General features: G+C 63.1%; 13 protein-coding genes. 7 read left to right on the plus strand and 6 right to left on the minus strand.

Annotation, left to right across the window (positions count from 1 at the left end; genetic code table 11):
• From ispG to AC788_RS17915, 7 genes are all read left to right on the plus strand, one after another.
• Nucleotides 1-1,110, plus strand: a complete 1,110-nt coding sequence (gene ispG, locus AC788_RS17885; RefSeq protein WP_049861904.1) for a flavodoxin-dependent (E)-4-hydroxy-3-methylbut-2-enyl-diphosphate synthase — start codon at nucleotides 1-3, stop codon at nucleotides 1,108-1,110.
• A 22-nt stretch (nucleotides 1,111-1,132) separates the two neighbouring features.
• Nucleotides 1,133-2,422 (plus strand): histidine--tRNA ligase, encoded by a 1,290-nt coding sequence (gene hisS, locus AC788_RS17890; RefSeq protein WP_049861905.1) that lies wholly within the window; start codon nucleotides 1,133-1,135, stop codon nucleotides 2,420-2,422.
• Between the two features lie 42 nt (nucleotides 2,423-2,464).
• Nucleotides 2,465-3,106, plus strand: coding sequence for a YfgM family protein (locus tag AC788_RS17895; RefSeq protein WP_049861906.1), 642 nt, complete (start codon nucleotides 2,465-2,467; stop codon nucleotides 3,104-3,106).
• Nucleotides 3,099-4,253: an outer membrane protein assembly factor BamB gene (bamB, locus tag AC788_RS17900; protein ID WP_049861907.1), complete on the plus strand. Its 1,155-nt coding sequence runs from the start codon at nucleotides 3,099-3,101 to the stop codon at nucleotides 4,251-4,253. Before AC788_RS17895 ends, bamB begins: the two co-directional genes overlap by 8 nt.
• Before the next feature lie 120 nt (nucleotides 4,254-4,373).
• Nucleotides 4,374-5,837: a ribosome biogenesis GTPase Der gene (gene der / locus AC788_RS17905; RefSeq protein WP_049861908.1), complete on the plus strand. Its 1,464-nt coding sequence runs from the start codon at nucleotides 4,374-4,376 to the stop codon at nucleotides 5,835-5,837.
• A gap of 198 nt (nucleotides 5,838-6,035) precedes the next feature.
• Nucleotides 6,036-7,184 (plus strand): pyridoxal phosphate-dependent aminotransferase, encoded by a 1,149-nt coding sequence (locus AC788_RS17910; RefSeq protein ID WP_049861909.1) that lies wholly within the window; start codon nucleotides 6,036-6,038, stop codon nucleotides 7,182-7,184.
• Nucleotides 7,172-7,981 carry an amidohydrolase gene (locus tag AC788_RS17915; RefSeq protein WP_049861910.1) on the plus strand — a complete coding sequence of 270 codons (810 nt, stop codon included), beginning with the start codon at nucleotides 7,172-7,174 and terminating at the stop codon, nucleotides 7,979-7,981. The genes AC788_RS17910 and AC788_RS17915 overlap by 13 nt, the downstream gene beginning before the upstream one ends.
• Nucleotides 7,982-8,096: 115 nt before the next feature.
• Here AC788_RS17915 and leuA read toward each other — a convergent pair whose 3' ends face one another.
• From leuA to AC788_RS17945, 6 genes are all read right to left on the minus strand, one after another.
• On the minus strand, nucleotides 8,097-9,767 hold the full coding sequence (gene leuA / locus AC788_RS17920) for a 2-isopropylmalate synthase (RefSeq protein WP_049861911.1): 1,671 nt from the start codon (nucleotides 9,765-9,767) through the stop codon (nucleotides 8,097-8,099).
• Between the two features lie 383 nt (nucleotides 9,768-10,150).
• Entirely contained in the window at nucleotides 10,151-10,972 is an 822-nt protein-coding gene (locus tag AC788_RS17925; protein ID WP_049861912.1) for a M23 family metallopeptidase, read from the minus strand.
• Between the two features lie 3 nt (nucleotides 10,973-10,975).
• Nucleotides 10,976-12,355 carry an exodeoxyribonuclease VII large subunit gene (xseA, locus tag AC788_RS17930; protein ID WP_049861930.1) on the minus strand — a complete coding sequence of 460 codons (1,380 nt, stop codon included), beginning with the start codon at nucleotides 12,353-12,355 and terminating at the stop codon, nucleotides 10,976-10,978.
• A gap of 93 nt (nucleotides 12,356-12,448) precedes the next feature.
• Nucleotides 12,449-13,417 (minus strand): peptide ABC transporter ATP-binding protein, encoded by a 969-nt coding sequence (locus AC788_RS17935; protein ID WP_049861913.1) that lies wholly within the window; start codon nucleotides 13,415-13,417, stop codon nucleotides 12,449-12,451.
• Nucleotides 13,417-14,385, minus strand: a complete 969-nt coding sequence (locus AC788_RS17940) for an ABC transporter ATP-binding protein (protein WP_043186595.1) — start codon at nucleotides 14,383-14,385, stop codon at nucleotides 13,417-13,419. The genes AC788_RS17935 and AC788_RS17940 overlap by 1 nt, the downstream gene beginning before the upstream one ends.
• A gap of 10 nt (nucleotides 14,386-14,395) precedes the next feature.
• Nucleotides 14,396-15,307, minus strand: coding sequence for an ABC transporter permease subunit (locus AC788_RS17945; RefSeq protein WP_049861914.1), 912 nt, complete (start codon nucleotides 15,305-15,307; stop codon nucleotides 14,396-14,398).
• Nucleotides 15,308-15,311: the final 4 nt, after the last annotated feature.

The following is a 15,311-nucleotide window of genomic DNA, read 5'->3' on the forward strand; positions in this document are numbered from 1 at the left end:
ATGCACGGTGAATCTCCAATCAAGCGCCGCGAATCGCGCAAAATATGGGTCGGCTCGGTACCGGTGGGGGGCGATGCGCCCATCGCCGTTCAGAGCATGACCAACACCGACACCAATGATGTCGACGCCACCGTGGGGCAGATCCAGCGCCTGGTCGATGCTGGCGCCGACATCGTGCGCGTGTCCGTGCCCGACATGGACGCCGCCGAAGCCTTCGGGCGCATCAAGCAGCGCGTCAGCGTGCCGCTGGTGGCCGACATCCACTTCGACTACAAGATCGCCCTGCGGGTGGCCGAGCTGGGTGTGGACTGCCTGCGCATCAACCCCGGCAACATCGGTCGCGAAGACCGCGTGCGCGCGGTGGTCGATGCCGCGCGCGATCGTGGCATCCCGATCCGTATCGGCGTCAACGCAGGCTCACTGGAAAAGGACCTGCAGAAGAAGTACGGCGAACCGACCCCGGAAGCGCTGGTCGAGTCGGCGCTGCGTCATGTCGAGCATCTGGTGCGCCTGGATTTCCACGACTTCAAGGTCAGCGTGAAAGCGTCCGACGTGTTCATGGCCGTCGACGCCTATCGCTTGCTGGCCAAGCAGATCGTCCAACCATTGCACCTGGGCATCACCGAAGCCGGGGGCCTGCGTTCGGGTACGGTCAAGTCGGCGGTCGGTCTGGGCATGCTGCTGGCCGACGGCATCGGCGACACCATTCGCATCTCGCTGGCGGCCGATCCGGTGGAAGAGGTCAAGGTCGGCTACGACATTCTCAAGTCGTTGCGCCTGCGTTCGCGCGGCATCAACTTCATCGCCTGCCCCAGCTGCTCGCGGCAGAACTTCGACGTGGTCAAGACCATGAACGAACTCGAAGGCCGTCTCGAAGACCTGCTGGTGCCGCTGGACGTCGCGGTCATCGGTTGCGTGGTCAACGGTCCGGGCGAAGCCAAGGAAGCCCATGTCGGCCTCACTGGTGGCACACCGAACCTGATCTACATCGACGGCAAGCCGTCGCAGAAACTGACCAACGACAATCTGGTGGATGAGCTCGAGAAGCTGATCCGGCAGAAGGCTGCGGAAAAGGTCGAAGCCGATGCGGCGTTGATCGTCCGCGGCTAACAGGGATTTCTAAGGATATTTTGTGAGCAAGACTCTGCAAGCCATTCGTGGCATGAACGACATCCTGCCGGAGCAGACGCCGCTGTGGCGTTACTTCGAAGGCACCGTGGCCGGTTTGCTGGACGGTTACGGCTACCGCCAGATCCGCATGCCCATCGTCGAGTTCACCGACCTGTTCAAGCGCTCCATCGGCGAAGTCACCGATATCGTCGAAAAGGAGATGTACACCTTCGAGGATCGCAACGGTGATTCCCTCACCCTGCGCCCCGAAGGCACCGCAGCCTGTGTCCGCGCGGTGCTCGAACATGGCCTGAGCGGTGGTGGCCAGGTGCAGAAGCTCTGGTACATGGGCCCGATGTTTCGCCATGAACGGCCGCAGAAGGGGCGCTATCGCCAGTTCCACCAGATCGGCCTGGAAGTGTTCAACCTCGACGGTCCGGACATCGACGCCGAGCTGATCGTGCTGACCTGGCGCCTGTGGAAACTGCTGGGCATTCGCGACGCGGTCACCCTGGAGCTTAACAGCCTGGGCACCAGCGAAGCCCGCGGTCGCTACCGCGAGGCGTTGGTGGAATTTCTCACCGCGCACCTGGACCAGATCGACGAAGACAGCCAGCGCCGTCTGAAGACCAACCCGTTGCGCGTGCTCGATACCAAGCATCCGGAAACCCAGGCGGTATTGGTCAACGCGCCGAAGCTGGCCGATTATCTCGACGAAGAGTCGCGCGTGCATTTCGAGGGCTTGAAGGCGCGTCTGGATGCCGCCGGCATTCCCTACGTGATCAATCCCAAGCTGGTGCGGGGCCTGGACTACTACAGCAAGACCGTTTTCGAATGGGTCACCGACAAGCTGGGCGCTCAGGGCACCGTTTGTGCCGGCGGCCGCTATGACGGCCTGGTCGAGCAGATGGGTGGCAAACCGACGCCGGGCGTGGGTTTTGCCATGGGCATCGAACGTCTGATCCTGTTGCTCGAAACCCTGGAACAGGTGCCCGAATCCATTGCCCGGCAGGTCGATGTCTACCTTTGTGCTTTCGGCGAGCAGGCCGAGTTGGCAGGTCTGACCCTCGCCGAGCGGCTGCGCGACCAGGTACCGGGTCTGCGCCTGATGGTCAACGCCGGTGCCGGCAGTTTCAAGAGCCAGTTCAAGAAGGCCGACAAGAGCGGTGCCTTGTACGCCTTGATCCTGGGGGACGACGAACTGGCCCAACAAGTGGTAGGTTTCAAACCCCTGCGCGGCCAGGGCGAACAACAGAACATTGCCTGGTCGGCGTTGGCCGATCATCTGGCGACCTGCGTTGTGCAGGGCTGAATCAAGCAAGTATCAAGCATTTGCGCGAATAGGAGCATTGGGGTGTCGAGTACCGAAGACGAACAAATGGGCGAACTCAAGGACTGGTGGCAGCGTAACGGCAAGCCCCTGGTCACCGGTGGCCTGCTGGCCCTGGTGGTCGTGTTCGGCTGGCAAGCCTGGACCCGCTATCAGAGCAACCAGTCGCAGAGCGCTTCCAACCTGTACCAGCAGTTGCTGGAAGCCAGCCTGACCCCGACCGGCAAGCCCGATACCGCCCAGGTGGCAGACCTGGCCGGCAAGCTCAAGAACGAGTTCGGTGGTACTGCCTATGCGCAGTACGCCAGCCTGTTCCTGGCCAAGGCCGCCGTCGATGCCGGCAAGCTCGATGATGCCGCCGCCGAACTCAAGACGGTGGTCGACAAGCCGGTCGACACCACCCTGGGCGAAGTGGCGCGTCAGCGCCTGGCGCAGGTCCTGGCCGCGCAGAACAAGGCCGAAGACGCCTTGAAGCTGCTCGACGGCGATGCCGACAAGGCGTTCCTGGCAGCCCGCGAAGAACTCAAGGGTGACCTGCTGGTGCAACTGGGCCGCAGCGACGACGCCTATGCCGCCTATCAAAAAGCCAAGGCTGCGCTGTCCGATGAAGCGGCGGTGGGTGGCCTTCAAATCAAGCTCGACGACCTGGCCAAAGGGGATGCGTGACGTGATCCGTTGGAAACATGCAGCATTGCTGGCCCTGGCCTTGATGGCCGTGGGTTGCAGCAGCAACAGCAAGAAGGAACTGCCCCCGGCCGAACTCACCGACTTCAAGGAAGAAGTGTCCTTGCAGAAGGTCTGGAGCCGCGGTATCGGCGACGGCCAAGGCAAGACCTACAACATGCTCGTGCCAGCGATCGAGAACGATCGCATCTACGCCGCCGATGTGACCGGCGAAGTGGTCGCGATGAACCGCATGACCGGTGACGTGCTGTGGAAAAAAGACCTGGACCAGCCGGTTTCCGGTGCCGTGGGCGTGAGCTACGGCCTGGTGACCCTGGGCACGTTGCGCGGCGACGTGATCGCACTCGACGCCGACACCGGTGAGCAACGCTGGAAAAAACGCGTGAACAGCGAAGTGCTGGCACCACCGGCCAACAACGGCAACGTCGTGGTGGTGCAGACCCAGGACGATCGCCTGATCGGTCTGGATGCCAGCACTGGTGATCAGCGCTGGATCTACGACAGCACTCCAGCGGTGTTGACCCTGCGCGGTACGGGCGCCCCCCTGGTGACCAACCAGCTGGCGATCGCCGGTCTGTCGACTGGCAAGGTCGTGGCACTGGACATCTCCAACGGCGTGCCGGTCTGGGAAGCTCGGGTCGCCGTGCCTCAGGGCCGTTCCGAACTGGATCGCGTGGTCGACATCGACGGCGGCCTGCTGTTGTCCGGCGGCACGCTGTATGTGACCACCTACCAGGGCCGCATGGCCGGCCTGGACCTGGAAAGCGGGCGTGTGCTGTGGCAGCGCGATGCTTCCAGTTACGCAGGTGTCGCGCAGGGCTTCGGCAACGTCTACACCAGCCTGGCCTCGGGCACCGTGGAGGGCGTCGACGAACGTTCCACCACCGCCCTGTGGAGCAACGACCAACTGGCCCGTCGGCAGCTGTCGGCTCCCGAAGTGTTTTCCAGCTACATCGCGGTGGGCGACCTGGAAGGTTACGTCCACCTGCTGAGTCAGGTCGACGGTCGTTTCGTCAGCCGTACTCGGGTCGACAGTGACGGTGTCCGGGCTCGCCCGCTGGTCGTTGGCGACATGCTTTATATTTACGGCAACAGTGGCAAGCTGGAAGCCCTGACCGTCAAGCAGTGATTGACTATGCTTTCAGACACCCACGGGTGCCTGGAAGCCGCTTCGTTTGAAGCGCCTCGAACTCCGGCCGCTGCCTGCAGCGGCCTTTGTATTTTCTGAATCAACGCAGTGGAGAGCCGCATGGTTCCCGTAATCGCCCTGGTGGGCCGACCCAACGTCGGTAAATCCACCATGTTCAACCGCCTGACCAAAAGCCGTGACGCCATCGTCGGCGACCTGTCTGGTCTTACCCGTGATCGCCAATACGGTGAGGCGCGCTGGCAAGGGCGTTCCTACATTCTGGTCGACACCGGTGGTATTTCCGGTGACGAACACGGCATGGACGAAAAGATGGCCGAGCAGTCGCTGCTGGCCATCGAAGAAGCCGATGTCGTGATGTTCCTGGTCGATGCGCGCGCGGGTTTCACCGCCGCCGACCAGATGATTGCCGAGCACCTGCGCAAGCGTAACAAACGCTCGCTTTTGGTCGCCAACAAGGTCGACAACGTCGACCCCGAGATGGCCAAGGCCGAATTCGCCCCACTGGGCATGGGCGACGCCATCCCCGTGGCCGGTGCCCAGGGCCGCGGTGTCAACGCGCTGCTCGAAGCCGCCTTGAGCGAGTTCCCGCGCGACGAGGAAGAAGTCGACCTCAACGCCGAGGTGGCCGAGGGCGAGGAAGCCGTGCGCATTCCGGGCCCGAGCGAGAAAGATGGCATCAAGATCGCCATCATCGGTCGACCCAACGTCGGCAAGTCGACGCTGGTCAATCGCATGCTCGGCGAAGACCGGGTGATCGTCTATGACCAGCCAGGTACGACTCGCGACAGTATCTACATTCCCTTCGAACGCAACGAAGAGAAGTACACCTTGATCGACACGGCCGGTGTGCGCAAGCGCGGCAAGATCCACGAGGAAGTCGAGAAGTTCTCGGTGGTCAAGACGCTGCAGGCGATCAAGGACGCCAACGTGGTGATCTTCGTCATGGATGCACGCGAAGGCGTGGTCGACCATGACCTGAACCTGCTGGGCTTCGCCTTGGAAACCGGGCGCGCCATCGTCATCGCGCTGAACAAGTGGGACGGCATGCAGCCCAGCGAACGCGACTATGTGAAGGTCGAGCTGGAGCGGCGGTTGTTCTTCGTCGACTTCGCCGACATCCACTTCATTTCGGCGCTGCATGGCACCGGCGTGGGCAACTTGTATGCTTCGGTGCAGGCATCGTTCAAGTCGGCGATCACCCGCTGGCCGACCAGCCGCCTGACCCAGATCCTCGAGGACGCGGTGCAGGAGCACCAGCCGCCAATGGTCAACAGCCGCCGGATCAAGCTGCGCTACGCTCACCTGGGTGGTGCCAACCCGCCGTTGATCGTGATCCACGGCAACCAGGTGGAGAAGGTGCCGAAGTCGTACGTGCGCTATCTGGAAAACACGTATCGCCGCGTGCTCAAGCTGGTCGGTACGCCGATCCGTATCGAGTTCAAGGGTGGCGAGAACCCGTACGAAGGCAACAAGAACACGCTCACCGACCGCCAGGTCAACAAGAAGCGTCGCCTGATGTCGCACCACAAGAAGGCCGACAAGAAGCGCCGCGACAAGCGCTGATACACCGCGGTGGTGCCGGACGCGGCTCGCGCCGCTGCTACAGGGGAATGTGTAACCCGTATCAGCGACGCACGCCGCGTCAACGTTCCATGCGTTCCATCAGGCCCCCCGCAATCCCTGTAGCAGCGGCGCAAGCCGCGTCGGCGGTGTATGCGGTCTGCCTGCTACACTGGGGAACGTTTTCCCAGGGAGCGGCCCATGATCAGCAGCAAGCTGCCGAATGTCGGCACCACCATCTTCACCACCATGTCTCAGCTCGCCGCACAAACCGGCGCCTTGAACCTGTCTCAAGGCTTTCCTGATTTCGACGGTCCGCCTGCCTTGCTCGAAGCCGTCGGGCGGCATGTGCTGGCCGGGCATAACCAATACTCGCCCATGACCGGGCTGCCCGCCCTGCGCGAACAGGTTGCGGCCAAGGTCGAGCGTTTGTATCGGCGTCGTGTGGATGCCGAAAGCGAAATCACCATCACCCCCGGCGCCACACAGGCGATTTTCTGCGCGATTCAGGCCACCATTCGCCACGGCGATGAAGTGATCGTGTTCGATCCCTGCTACGACAGCTACGAGCCCGCGGTCGAATTGGCGGGCGGCACGTGCGTGCACGTGCAACTGAATGCTGCGGATTTCAGCATCGACTGGCAGCAACTGGGCCAAGCCATCAACGCGCGTACCCGAATGATCGTGATCAACACGCCGCACAACCCCAGCGGTGCCCTGATCACTGCCGCCGAACTCGACCACCTGGCGACCTTGATCGCCGACCGCGACATCTACATCCTCAGCGACGAGGTCTACGAGCACCTGGTGTTCGATGGCGTCGCCCATGCCAGCGTGCTGGCCTGCGAGCGGCTATACGAGCGGGCGTTCGTGGTCAGCTCGTTCGGCAAGACCTATCACGTCACCGGCTGGAAAACCGGCTACGTCATCGCACCGCCCGCGCTGACTCGGGAGCTGCGCAAGGTGCATCAGTACGTCAGTTTCTGTGGCGTCACGCCCTTGCAGCATGCCCTGGCCGAGTACATGGCTGAACACCCCGACCACGTGGATGCGTTGCCTGGGTTCTATCAGGGCAAGCGCGATCTGCTCTGCGATCTGCTGACCGATTCGCGGTTCACGTTTGTGCCTACGCCGGGCACCTATTTCCAACTGGTCGACTATTCGGCGATCCGCCCCGACCTCAACGACGTCGACATGGCGCTGTGGCTGACGCGTGAGCATGGCGTAGCCAGCATTCCGGTTTCGGTGTTCTATCGCACGCCGGTTGCGGACCAGCGCCTGGTTCGCTTGTGTTTCGCCAAACGTGAGGAGACGCTGCGCGAGGCAGCCCACAAACTATGCCGAATCTGACGGAAGCAACCCTGGCCGAGCAGGCCCCTGAGCTAAAGATCGCGTTAATCCAGACCCAGTTGGCCTGGCACGACCGCGAGGCCAATCTCGAACACTTCGATACCTTGCTGGAACAAGCCCAGGGCGCCGATCTGGTGGTCTTGCCCGAGATGTTCACCACCGGCTTTTCAATGGAGTCCGAAAGCCTTTGCGAGCCGGAGAACGGGGTGACCCACGACTGGCTGCTGGCGTGGGCCAACAAGCTCGATGCGGTGGTCACCGGCAGCGTGATCGTCCAGGCTGCCGATGGCAGCTACCGCAATCGCCTGCTGTGGGCCTGCCCGGATGGGCGGATGCTGCACTACGACAAGCGTCATCTGTTTCGCATGGCGGGAGAGCACGAACACTACAGCCCCGGCGAGCGGCAAGCGGTGTTCGCCGTGAGGGGCTGGCGCGTGCGTCCGTTGATCTGTTACGACCTGCGTTTTCCGGTGTGGAGCCGAGATGGCGAGGGTACCGACCTGTTGCTGTACACGGCCAACTGGCCGGGCGCGCGGCGCATGCACTGGAACCGCCTGCTGCCGGCCCGTGCGATCGAGAACCTCTGCTACGTGGCGGCGGTGAATCGGGTGGGCACCGACGGCAAGGGCTTTGCCTACACGGGTGACAGCCAGTTATTGGACTTTCAGGGCGAAACCCTGTTGTGCGCGGGTGAGGCCGACGGCGTGTTTCATGCCAGCCTCGATGCCCAGGCCCTGCACGCCTATCGCAGCAAGTTCCCGGCCCACCTGGACGCTGACGAATACGAGTTGCGCTAGGAACGCTCATGCCTGACACACCGCGGGGTGTTTTTCGCGGCCGATGACCGCTCCTACGGGGTAGCGCAGGCATAAAAAAACCGGCCCTGAAGGCCGGTTCCTGTGTGGCTGCCCGTCAGGCAGCTTTCGCTTCCTGCTGGCTCAGCGAGCGATTCAGTGCGCTGAACAGTGCCTTGAAGCTGGCGGTGGTGATGTTTTCATCCACGCCAACGCCATGCACCGGACGTCCACCGGCCACACGCAGCTCGATATAGGCCGCGGCCTTGGCGTTGGTGCCAGCGCCAATAGCGTGTTCGTTGTAGTCCATGATCTCGACCGCGACCGGCATGGAGGCCACCAGCGCTTCCAGGGCGCCGTTGCCCTTGCCGCGCCAGTGCTGGGTTTCACCGTCGCTGTGCACTTCCACGTCAACCGCACTGTTGCCGTTCTCTTCCTGCAACCGATGGCTGATCAACGCATAGGGCGTGTTGGCCTGCAGATATTCTTTGCGCAACAGCGCATAGATCTGCTGAGCGGTCATTTCCAGGCCCAGGCGGTCGGTCTCGCCCTGTACCACCTGGCTGAACTCGATCTGCATGCGACGTGGCAGGCTGATGCCGTATTCCTGTTCGAGAAGGTAGGTGATGCCGCCCTTGCCCGACTGGCTGTTGACGCGGATGACCGCCTCATAGCTGCGCCCGATGTCGGCCGGGTCGATCGGCAGGTAGGGCACTTCCCACACCGTGCCTTCCTTCTGCTGGGTGAAACCCTTGCGAATGGCGTCCTGGTGCGAGCCGGAAAACGCGGTATGAACCAGATCACCCACGTACGGATGACGCGGATGCACCGGCAACTGGTTGCATTCCTCGACCACCTTGCGGATGCCGTCGATGTCGGAGAAGTCCAGTTCAGGATCGACGCCCTGGGTGTACAGGTTCAAGCCAAGGGTCACCAGATCGACGTTGCCGGTCCGCTCGCCGTTGCCGAACAGGCAGCCTTCCACGCGATCTGCACCGGCCATCAGGCCCAGTTCGGTGGCGGCCACGCCGGTGCCACGGTCGTTGTGGGTGTGCAGGCTGAGCAGCACGCTGTCGCGACGATTGATGTGACGGCCGAACCATTCGATCTGATCGGCATAGATGTTCGGGGTGGACACTTCCACGGTCGCCGGCAGGTTGAGGATGACCTTGTTCTGCGGTGTGGGGTTCCACACTTCGATCACCGCATCGCAGACTTCCTTGGCGAACTCGAGCTCGGTGGCGCTGAACGTCTCCGGCGAGTACTGGAAGGTCCACTGGGTTTCCGGCTGCTGCGCTGCGTATTTGACGAACAGCTTGGCGGCATTTACCGCGATGTCCTTGACGCCCTGTTTGTCCTGGTTGAAGACGATCTTGCGGAAGGATGGCGAAGTAGCGTTGTACAGGTGAACGATGGCTTTCTTGGCGCCCTTGAGCGATTCGAAGGTGCGCGCGATGAGGTCTTCACGGGCCTGGGTCAGGACCTGAATGGTCGTGTCGTCCGGGATGTGGCCGTCTTCGATCAAGGTGCGCACGAAATCGAAATCGGTTTGCGACGCGGAAGGGAAGGAGGCTTCGATTTCCTTCACGCCCACGGCGACCAGGGTTTTCCAGAAGCGCAGCTTCTTTACCGCATCCATGGGTTCGATCAGTGACTGGTTGCCGTCGCGCAGGTCGGAGCTGCACCAGATGGGCGCGGCGGTGATGGACTTCGACGGCCAGGTGCGATCGGGGAGGTCGATAGTCGGGAACGCGCGGTACTTATGCGACGGGTCTTTGAGCATGGACATGGTGAAAATCCTTGGTGAGCAGCCTGGGGAAAGGGCCTGCCGGTCATTCGAAAAGGTGAGGGGCGAGGCGACGCGTTTCAGCCAGGCAGTCGTGCACTGACCAGGCAGAGGCTACGGTGCTGGCGGAGCTGGATGAGGGTATGGGCGGTTTTCATGACCTCAACCCTAACCATTGGGGTGAAAAATGGCAAGGGTATTGAGGAAAATGGTAGGAGAGTTGGCTATCTTGGAGCAGGCGAGATTTTATTGCTGAAGATTTGGAAAGGGGTGCCAGAGATTGCGTGGCTTCAAGGGGCGGCGCAATGCATTGGGTCGACGTTGCGGCCTTCGCGGGCAGAGCCCGCTCCCACAGGTCAAGCAGTGCTGAGAGGATTTCCGGTGGATCAAGGCTGGAAGGCGTTGATGAAGATTGCCGGATCGACCCGGGCATCGTTCAGGCTGACGTTCCAGTGCATGTGCGGCCCGGTGGCGCGGCCTGTGGAGCCTACGCGTCCGACCACGGCGCCGCGCACCAGGTCCTGGCCGACCTTCACGTCGATCTTTGACATGTGGCAGAACATGCTGATGAACCCCTGCCCATGGTCGACGAACACCGTGTTGCCGTTGAAGAAGTAGTCGCCCACCAGGATCACCTTGCCATTGGCAGGCGTCTTGATCGGCGTGCCGGCGGGCACTGCGAAATCCAGGCCGGCGTGCGGATTGCGCTCCTCGCCATTGAAGAAACGGCGTACACCGAACTTGCTCGACAAGGGTCCGCTGACCGGCTTGTCCAGCAGCAGATTGCTCGGTGTGCCGGGGCTGAAGCTGCGGTAGGCGCGCAGCTGTTCGGCGAGTTCGCCGTCGATGCGCTTGATGTCCGCCGGGTTGGGATTGACCTGGCGAGTGTTCTTCAGAGTGATCCGCTGTTCGGGGTACTTCTTGCTGCCAATCTCGAAACCGATTGCGCGACCGGCCACGCTGACCTGCGCCTGGCCAGGCTTGGCAGTCAACGGGATGCCGACGATCGCGCGCCAGGTACCTTGCTCATTGACCACCAGCACGCGCTTGCCATCGTAGGTCGCCTTGGGCGCCTGGCTGGCGTTGCCCAGATCCACCACCGCCACGCCGCCGGGCACCGGCTTGTTCAGCAGCCGGGTGATGTAGCTGTCCGCCTGAGCGAACGAGGACAGGCACAACAGCAGGGCAACAACGAGAAAACGCGGCATGGATCAATCCAGTAAAGAAAGGGTTACGGGCGTGAGGTGATTGTCTTCCACCCGCACTTCAAGCTCGCCTTCGCCCAATCTTGCGATCAGGCGCTGACCGCGCTGGGTCTGTTCGGCGCTGCGGATGGCTTGCCCGTGCTCGTCGAGCAGGATGCTGTAGCCGCGTCCGAGGGTGGCCAGTGGGCTGACCACGTGCAGGGTCTGCACCTGGCTCTGCAACTGCTGGCGACGGTCCTTGAGCGTGTCACGCATGGCGCGCGGCAAGCGCTCGGCGAGGCCGTCCAGGCGCTGCTTGAGCAGACGCAGCACACGGTCCGGATGCTGCCCGGCCAGGCGTGTCTGCAACTGCGCCAGGCGATGCGCACGCGCAGTCATCTGCCGCTCGAAGGCGCGGCGCATGCGCATGTCCAGATCATCCAGGCGTTGTGCCTGCTGGCGCAGGCGCTCGCCGGGGTGGCGCAGGCGTCGGGTCAGCCCTTCGACGCGCAGGCGTTCGTGGGCCAGACGATTGTGCATGCGCAACACCAGGCGTCGCTGCAGGCTGTCGAGCCGCCGTTGCAGGTCGCCGGCATCGGGCGCCAGCAACTCGGCGGCCGCAGAAGGCGTCGGCGCACGCACATCGGCCACGAAGTCACTAATGGAGACGTCGGTCTCGTGACCCACGGCGCTGACGATGGGCGTGACGCACGCATCGACGGCGCGCGCCACGGCTTCCTCGTTGAAGCACCAGAGGTCTTCCAGCGAGCCGCCGCCACGGGCGAGGATGATCGCATCGAAGCCACGCGCGTCGGCCAGACGCAGGGCGCGGACGATCTGTGCGGTGGCCTCGCGGCCCTGCACGGCGGTCGGGATCAGGGTCAGCTGGATCTGCGGGGCACGCCGACGGAACACGCTGATGATGTCGCGGATCACCGCGCCGGTCGGCGAACTGACGATACCGATACGTTGCGGATGCGGCGGCAGGGCCACCTTGCGTTCGCTGCTGAACAGGCCTTCGGCGTCGAGCTTTACCTTGAGCGCGTCGAACGCCATGCGCAGCGCGCCGTCACCGGCAGGCTCCACAGTGTCGAGGATCAGTTGATAGTCGCCACGGCCTTCGAACAGCGAGACCTTGCCGCGCACTTTCACCGCTGCGCCATCCTTGAGCACCTGGCGCACGCGTTGAGCGTTCTGCCTGAACAGCGCACAGCGCACCTGGGCGCCGCTGTCCTTGAGCGTGAAATAGACGTGGCCGGACGCCGGACGCACCAGGTTGGAGATTTCACCTTCGACCCAGATATTGCTGAAGACATCTTCGAGCAACACACGGGCGCGGCCATTGAGCTGGCTGACGGTGATGACCTCGCGATCGAGGTTCAGGCGGGCAAAGGGGTCTTTGATCATGTTCGGCATCATAGAGACATTCGTCTGCGGATGCACTGGGGAGAAGGGAGAGGTACAGGCCTCTTCACCGATTGGCGAAGAGGCCTGCAGGCGTTACAGGAACTGCTCGGCGTAGTGACACGCCACCTGCCGCGTATCCACCGGCCGGAACGCCGGTACTTCGGTGCTGCAGCGCTCGGTGGCGTACGGGCAACGCTTGTGGAACGCACAGCCCGACGGTGGATTCAGCGGGTTGGGCAACTCGCCGACGATCTTGATCTTGGGCTTGAGCGGGTCCGGCTTGATGGTCGGCGTGGCCGACAGCAGGGCCTGAGTATAGGGGTGCAGAGGACGGGTGTAGATGTCTTCCTTGGGCCCCATTTCCGCCGGCCTGCCCAGGTACATCACCAGCACCTGGTCGGCCACGTGACGCACCACGGCCAGGTTGTGGGAGATGAACACATAGGCCGTGTTGAACTCCTGCTGCAGGTCCATGAACAGGTTAAGCACCTGCGCCTGGATCGACACGTCGAGTGCCGAGGTGGGTTCGTCGGCGACCAGCACTTTGGGTTGCAACATCATGGCGCGGGCCAGGGCGATGCGCTGGCGCTGGCCACCGGAAAACATGTGCGGGTAGCGCTGGTAGTGTTCGGGGCGCAGGCCGACCTGCTGCATCATCGCCTGGACCTTCTCGCGGCGCTCGGCCTTGCTCAGGGAGGTGTTGATCAGCAGCGGCTCGCCGAGTTGGTCGCCGATCTTCTGCCGAGGGTTGAGCGAAGCATAGGGGCTCTGGAACACCATCTGCACGTCCTTGCGCAGTTGCTTGCGCTCGGCCTTGCTGGCGCCTGCCACTTCCTGGCCGGCGATCTGCAGCGAACCGGAGGATGGTTCTTCGATCAGGGTCAGCGCGCGGGCCAGGGTCGACTTGCCGCAGCCCGACTCACCGACCACGGCGAGGGTCTTGCCGGCTTCCAGCTCGAAGGAGACGCCATTGAGGGCACGCACCACGGCATGGGGCTTGAAGAGCCCGCGCGAAACATCGTAATGACGGGTAAGGTCGCGGGCGGTCAGTACGACGCTCATCACGCCACCTCCTGATTGAGTGGGTAGAAACAACGCGCCAGGCTCTGGGCTTTGGGGTCCAGGGCCGGGCGTTCGGTGCGACAGTTTTCCCGCACGTACGGGCAGCGCGGCGACAGCAGGCAGCCCTGCGGACGGTCGTAGCGGCCGGGGACGATGCCGGGCAGGGTGGCCAGGCGCTCGGCGCCTTCGCTGTGCTCTGGGATGGCCATCAGCAACGCTTCGCTGTAGGGGTGCGCGGGAATGTCGAACAATTGCGGCACATGGCCCACTTCCACTGCCTGACCGGCGTACATCACGCACACGCGCTGGGCGGTTTCGGCCACCACGGCCAGGTCGTGGGTGATCAGGATCAGACCCATGTTCTGCTCTTGTTGCAGGCTGAGCAGCAACTCCATGATCTGCGCCTGGATGGTCACGTCCAGTGCGGTGGTCGGTTCGTCGGCAATCAGCAGCTTGGGCTCACCGGCAATCGCCATGGCGATCGCGACGCGCTGGCTCATGCCCCCGGACAGCTGATGCGGATAGGCATCCAGGCGGCTTTCGGCTGCCGGGATTTCCACCTTCTTGAGCAATTCCAGAGCACGCTGGCGCGCGGCCTTGCCGGACATGCCCAGGTGCTGGCGCAAGACTTCCTCGATCTGGAAACCCACGGTGTAGCTGGGATTAAGCGCAGTCATCGGGTCCTGGAAAATCATCGCCAGGTCCTTGCCGACCACCTTGCGCCGTTGCCGGGCGTTGAGCTTGAGCATGTCGTGGCCGTCGAAGACCAGCGAGTCGGCGGTGACGATGCCGGGTGCATCGATCAGGCCCATCAGGGCCATCATGGTCACCGATTTGCCCGAGCCCGATTCGCCGACGATGGCCAGCACTTCGCCCTTGTCCACGCTCAGGTCCAGCCCGTCCACGACCGGTACGGCCTTGGCATCGCCGAAACGTACGTTCAGGTTGTTGATATTCAAAAGTGACATGATCGGCTCCTCAGGCGGCGTTCTTGAGTTTGGGGTCCAGCGCATCGCGCAGCCCGTCGCCCATCAGGTTGATTGCCAGCACGCTGAGCAGAATGGTCAGGCCCGGCAGGCTCACCACCCACCAGGCGCGTTCGATGTAGTCACGCGCCGAAGCCAGCATGGTGCCCCATTCCGGCGTTGGCGGTTGTACGCCCAGGCCCAGGAAACCCAGGGCGGCAGCGTCGAGAATCGCCGAGGAAAAGCTCAAGGTGGCCTGCACGATTAGTGGCGCCATGCAGTTGGGCAGCACGGTGATGAACATCAGGCGCGGCAACGTAGCCCCGGCCAGGCGCGCGGCGGTCACGTAGTCACGGTTCAGTTCGCCCATCACCGCAGCGCGGGTCAGGCGTACGTAGGAGGGCAGCGACACCACGGCAATGGCGATCACGGTGTTGATCAGGCCAGGGCCGAGGATGGCGACGATCGCCACGGCCAGCAGCAGCGATGGCAGCGCCAGCATGACGTCCATCAGGCGCATGATCGACGGCCCGAGAATGCGCGGGAAGAATCCGGCCAGCAGGCCCATGAGAATGCCCGGGATCAGCGACATCACCACCGACGACAGGCCGATCAGCAGCGACAGCCGCGAGCCCTGGATCAAGCGCGAAAGCAAATCACGGCCCAGCTCGTCGGTGCCCAGGATGAATTGCCACTGGCCGCCTTCCAGCCATACCGGCGGGGTGAGGAGGAAGTCACGGTACTGCTCGCTGGGATTGTGCGGCGCCACCCACGGCGCGAACAGCGCGCAGAAGACGATGATCAGCATGAACACCAGGCCCGCCACGGCGCCTTTGTTCTTGGCGAATGCCTGCCAGAATTCCTTGTACGGGGAGGGGTAGAGCAGGCTCTGATCCACTGCGACCGTTTCGATTTTCGTAGTCATGGAT

The sequence above is a fragment of the Pseudomonas sp. RIT-PI-a genome (genome assembly GCF_001187875.1).
GTDB lineage: Bacteria > Pseudomonadota > Gammaproteobacteria > Pseudomonadales > Pseudomonadaceae > Aquipseudomonas > Aquipseudomonas coleopterorum.